Origin of the sequence: Desertihabitans aurantiacus (assembly GCF_003344635.1) — a bacterium.
Taxonomy (GTDB): Bacteria; Actinomycetota; Actinomycetes; order Propionibacteriales; family Propionibacteriaceae; genus Desertihabitans; species Desertihabitans aurantiacus.
Genome location: NZ_QPKK01000255.1, coordinates 1 through 5,475, shown reverse-complemented (window position 1 = coordinate 5,475; position 5,475 = coordinate 1). Strand labels below are relative to the sequence as shown.

At 73.8% G+C, this 5,475-nt stretch carries 4 protein-coding genes; all 4 read left to right on the top strand.

Annotated features, from left to right (window positions below; all coding sequences use genetic code 11):
• The first annotated feature begins 121 nt into the window (after positions 1-121).
• From DVA66_RS16530 to DVA66_RS16515, 4 genes are read left to right on the top strand one after another with little or no spacing between them, the layout of a single operon-like run.
• Positions 122-913, top strand: a complete 792-nt coding sequence (locus DVA66_RS16530) for a carbohydrate ABC transporter permease (RefSeq protein WP_114561060.1) — start codon at positions 122-124, stop codon at positions 911-913.
• Positions 914-971: 58 nt separating this feature from the next.
• Positions 972-3,212, top strand: a complete 2,241-nt coding sequence (locus DVA66_RS16525) for a family 43 glycosylhydrolase (protein WP_114561058.1) — start codon at positions 972-974, stop codon at positions 3,210-3,212.
• Complete coding sequence (locus DVA66_RS16520) at positions 3,209-4,252, top strand: glycoside hydrolase family 43 protein (RefSeq protein ID WP_232822020.1); 1,044 nt, start codon at positions 3,209-3,211, stop codon at positions 4,250-4,252. The genes DVA66_RS16525 and DVA66_RS16520 overlap by 4 nt, the downstream gene beginning before the upstream one ends.
• A 15-nt stretch (positions 4,253-4,267) precedes the next feature.
• Positions 4,268-5,101, top strand: coding sequence for a DUF3626 domain-containing protein (locus DVA66_RS16515; protein ID WP_232822019.1), 834 nt, complete (start codon positions 4,268-4,270; stop codon positions 5,099-5,101).
• The last annotated feature ends 374 nt before the right edge of the window (positions 5,102-5,475 follow it).

The window sequence follows — 5,475 nt, the reverse complement described above, 5'->3', positions numbered from 1 at the left end:
GACCTCCCAGACCCGGGAGCAGGTGGCCGGCGCGCCCGGGACGCCCACCGCGACGCCGCCGCCCGCGGCCCGGCGCCGCAGCCGTCGCCCGCTGGCGGGCCAGGTGCTCTTCTGGGTGGTGATGGGGCTGCTCACGGTGGTCTTCGTCGGACCGCTGCTGTGGATGCTGCTCACCGCCTTCAAGACGAACGTGGAGAGCCGCACGGTGCCGCCCACGTTCCTGCCCAGCGAGCCGACCTTCCAGGCGTTCCGCACGCTGTTCTTCGGCGACGACGCCTCCCCGGTGCTGCTGTGGGCGGCGAACTCGTTCCTGGCCGCGAGCGCGCACGCGGTGCTGGTGATCGTCGTGTCGTCGATGGCCGGCTACGCGCTGGCGCGGATGGAGTTCCCCTTCAAGCGGCTGCTGTTCGGGCTGATCATCTCGACCCTGTTCGTGCCCGGGTTCATCTTCTTGATGCCGAACTTCCTGCTGCTCAACTCCCTGGGCTGGCTGGACACGCTGTGGGCGCTGATCGTGCCGGGCGCAGCCGGGGCGTTCGGGGTGTTCTTCATGCGCCAGTTCTTCTCCGCGCTGCCGGTGGAGCTGGAGGAGAGCGCCCGGATCGACGGCGCCGGGCCGTTCCGCATCTTCCGCTCGGTCGTGCTGCCCAACGCCCGTCCGGCGCTCGTCACCCTGGCGGTGCTGTCGTTCCTGTCGAACTGGAACGACTTCGTCTGGCCGATCTACGTGCTGTTCTCCCCCGAGAGGCTCACCCTGCCGGTCGGTCTGAGCAAGCTCCAGGGCGCCTACACCACCGACTACCCGGTGATCATGGCCGGCGCCGCCATCGCCAGCGTGCCGGTGCTGGTGCTCTACGTGTTCGTGCAGCGCTACGTCATCGAAGGTGCCGCCAGCAGCGGCATCAAGGGCTGACCAGCCCACCCCGCCCGGCCGCCGTCCGGGCCCCGCACCGACCGTGACGAGGACGTCCATGACCCACCTGCTCCGCCGGCTCGCCGCCGGCCTCACCGCCGGCGGCCTGGCCCTGACCGGCCTGGTCGCCACCACCGCCGCCGAGGCCGCCCCGCCGCCTCGCCACACCAACCCGGTGAGCGCCTCCTTCGCCGACACCTTCGCCGACCCGGCCGTGATCGAGGGCAAGGACGGCTGGTGGTACGCCTACTCCACCGCCGACCCGCTGCGGGAAGGGGACGCCCCGGGCGTCATGCACGTCGCCCGCACCAGGGACTGGCTGGAGTGGGAGTACCAGGGGACGGTCTTCGACGAGACCAACCGCCCGTCCTGGGCCACGGCGACCTCGGGGTTGTGGGCGCCCGACGTCCGCTACGTGGAGGGCCGCTACGTCCTCTACTACACCGTCACCGACACGACGCTGAACCCCGGCGACGACTCCGCGATCGGGGTGGCGACCGCGCCGACGCCGACCGGCCCGTGGACGCCGGGGGAGCAGCCGGTGGTCGCGCCGCGGCCCCAGGGGGACGGCTTCCTGTGGACCTTCGACCCGAGCCAGCTGACGACCGTCGACGGCCGCCGCTACCTCTACTACGGCTCCTACTTCGGCGGTCTGCACGTCACCGAGCTGTCCGAGGACGGGCTGCGTGCGGTCGGTCAGCCGACCCAGGTGGCGATCGACAACCGCTACGAGGGCAGCTACGTCATCCGCCACGACGGCTGGTACTACCTGATGGCCTCGGCGGCCAACTGCTGCGCCGGGCCGACCACCGGCTACTCGGTGTTCGCCGGCCGCTCACGCTCCCCGCTCGGCCCGTTCCTCGACGCCGATGGCATCTCGCTGCTGGACTCCCGCGTCGGCGGCACCCTCGTGCTCACCCAGAACGGCAACCGCTGGATCGGCGCCGGCCACCACGCCGTCGCCACCGACGCCAGCGGGCGCGACCACATCGTCTACCACGCGCTCGACCGCGAGGACCCCTGGCTGACCGAGCCGTTCGGGATCAACGAGCGCCCGATGCTGCTGGACCGGCTGGAGTGGGTCGACGGCTGGCCGCGCACCCGTGCCGGTGCCGGCCCGAGCGAGGGCCGTCAGCCGGCACCGGTGACCGGGTCGGCCCTGGGCATCGAGCCCGACGACCCCGCAGCGGCCGGCTTCGAGGGTCTGCAGCAGGGGCCGGAGGACTCGCAGGCCGGGGCCACCGCACGGGTCGACGGGGAGGCCGTCACCGAGCAGGAGGCCCCCGCCCGCGCGCTGCGGCTGCGGATGGACGTCCGCGGGGACGAACCGCTGACCGTGGAGCTGGGGAACACGCGCAAGGGCGTCACGGTCGTCCGCGCGGACGGTGAGCTGCGGGTGCGGACCACCAACGGGCGGGACGTGCGCACCAGCACCACCGCGGCCCCGGACCGGGCCGGCTGGCAGACGCTGGTCGTCGAGGTGGACGGCTGGGCCGTGCGGGCCACGCTGTCGGAGAGCGACCTCAACGACCCGGCCGCCGAGGTCGGCCACGAGGCCCGCGGGCTGGCGGTGCCGCGGGCCGCGGTGCGGCTGTCCTCGACCGGCGTGCTGGTCGACAACGTCACCGTGCAGCCGCTGGCCCGGGAGACCGCGGAGCCGGCCGAGGAGCCGGAGGTGGGCGAGGTGCTGTGGGCCGAGGAGTTCGACGGGCCGGGCACCGCGATGGAGTGGGTGCGTCCCGACCCCGACGCCACGGTGGCCGGCGGCGCGCTGCGCTGGCCGCTGCAGGCCGCCGACCTCACCGGGAACTCCGACAACGCCGGCGTCCTGCTGACCGACGCCCCTGCCGGGGACTACGTGGCCGAGACGAAGCTGACCCTCGACCTCGGCACCGACGAGGTCCGCAACTACCAGCAGGCCGGGATCGTGGCCTACGCCGGCGACGACGACTTCGCCCGGCTGTCCACGGTGGCGATCTGGAACACCCGGCAGACCGAGTTCGGCCGGGAGCTGGTGGCCACCGAGGACGGGCGGACCAGCTTCGGCGGGGCCCTGGTGGGCACGCCGGCGCCGACGGTGTGGCTGCGGCTGGCCCACAGCACCAACGCCGCGGGCGAGCGCCTGTACCGGGCCGGCACCAGTCGCGACGGCGAGGAGTGGACCTGGGGGGCGGTGTGGACCTTCCCCGCCGGCACCGAACCGCGGATCGGTCTGGTCGCCCACGGCGGCGACACCCCGGCTGCGACCGCCGAGTTCGACCACCTGCGCTTCTACGAGCGCACCGACCGCAGCCGGTGAGCGGCAGAGCGCGCGTCCGGCAGGCTCTGGTCGCCCTGACGGCGGCCGTCCTGCTGGGCGCGGCCGGCTGCCAGGGCGGCGCAGGCACCACCGATCCGGCCCCTACCCCCGACGTCGAGCAGGAGAGCAGCACGATGGGCTTCACCAACCCGGTCTTCGACCAGAACTTCCCCGACCCGATGATCATCACCGCCGAGGACGGCAGCTACCTGGCGATCGCCACGAACGGCAACGGCAGCAACGCCCAGACGCTGACCAGCGACGACCTGGTCACCTGGCGGCAGGGTCCGGACGCGCTGCCGGACCTGCCGTCCTGGAGCTCACCGGGCAAGGTGTGGGCGCCGGAGGCGATCAAGCACTCCGAGGGGCGCTACCTGCTCTACTACACGACCCGGGCGCCGAACCCGGAGATCCAGTGCGTCGGGGTGGCGGTCGCGGAGCGGGCCGGCGGACCGTACGTCGACGAGCGTCCCGGGCCGCTGGTGTGCGAGGAGGACCAGGGCGGGTCGATCGACGCGCACCCGTTCACCACCGCCGACGGGACGCGGTACCTGTACTGGAAGAACGACGGCAACGCGGTCGGGGTGGACACCTGGATCTCGGTGCAGCAGCTCGACGAGTCCGGCACCGAGCTGGTGGGGGAGCCGCGCCGGCTGTTCAAGCAGGACCTGCCGTGGGAGGGGACGCTGGTCGAGGGCCCGTTCCTGTGGGAGCACGAGGGCCGCTTCCACATGTTCTACTCGGCCAACTCCTACGCCTCGCCCGACTACGCCGTCGGCCACGCGGTGGCCGACGACCCGCTGGGGCCGTTCACCAAGACGCCGGAGCCGATCATGGTCGGCAACGACGTGGCGGCCGGCCCGGGCCACTGCGCCCTGTTCGAGAAGGACGGTCGGGTGTGGATGGTCTACCACGCCTGGTACCCCGGCGAGGTCGGCCCGGACTACCCGGGGCGGACCATGTGGCTCAGCGAGGTGACCTTCGACGGCGACTCGGTGTCGGTGGTACCCCCGACCGTGGACTACCCCGAGCGTCCCTGACGCGAGACTGGACCGGTGACGGAGGGGCCGGCCTGGCGACGTGCGCTCGCCCACGTGGAGGAGCGCTCGAGCGGCCCCGCCCTCGACCGGTCGCTGCGGGTGACGGTGCACTTCCACCCCGACCGGCTGGTCGACGGGCTGCCGCTGCTCGCGGTGCTGGCCCGCACGGGCCGTTACCGCTCGCAGTTCGAGACCGGGACGAGCAACGGTGGCCTCACCGCGCACCCGGGCGGGGACCGCTGGCGGTGGGAGCAGCGGATGTTCGGCCACGCCTACGACGCCGCCGCGCCGTCGGAGCGTCCGGTGTACGGCGCGCTCGACCACCGTCGCCGGCAGCTGGGCGGGTCGATCCGGTTCGGCTCGGCGCACCTGGTGCTCACCGAGGCGGTGCTGGACCGAACCACCTTCTGCTGGCCGGACAGCGCCTTCGAGCCCGTCGACTTCGGCACCGCGTGCCGGATGCGCCTTCCCGAGCTGGCCGACGCCGCCGACGTGGACCGGCTCGACGACTACGTCGAGGCCCACGTGCACGGGCAGCTGCTTCTCGACCGCGACGTCGAGGCCGTGGTGCTCGACCCGTCCCACCGCGGTACCGAGGTCGAGGCCGCTGCGGCGCAGCTGCCGGCGCCGGTCCGCTGGCACTCCGGTCTGCGGCTCTCCGTCGAGGAGCTGACGCGGCACGCGGACTACCGGGGGAGCGAGGTGGTCCGGGTGGGTCGCGAGGTAGCCGAGGACGGCTGGCTGGACGCCCGGCTGGTCGGGCTGGCCGCTGCGCACGGACGGCACGACCCCCAGCTGCTCAAGCGGCTGTGGCACTGCGTCGCCCGCTTCGGCGGCCCCGCCGGCTGAGCGGCTGCCCGGGGGGCGGTGGCGGGGGAGCAGACGGTAGCCGGCGAGGTATGGCGCCGGAGCTTGTCGGTGCCCGTTGGCAGGCTGCAGCGCATGGGACCGGCGGTGCGCGACGACGAGCGCGCCACCACCCTGCGCAGGCCGGACCGGCGGTCCGCGGATCGCTCGTCGGGGGTGCCCGGTGGGGAGCAACGGGGCGGAGCGGAACCGGGCGGAGCGCAACCGGGCGGAGGGCGGCGGGGCGGAGCGACACCGGCACGGGCCGTCGCGCCGCGGCCGCGGGTGCGGCACTGCTGGGTGCAGCACGCCGGCGGGGAGTGGCCCGGGGTGGTCGTGCAGTGGCGCCACGAGGGCGGGCGGTGGTCGGCCCTGGT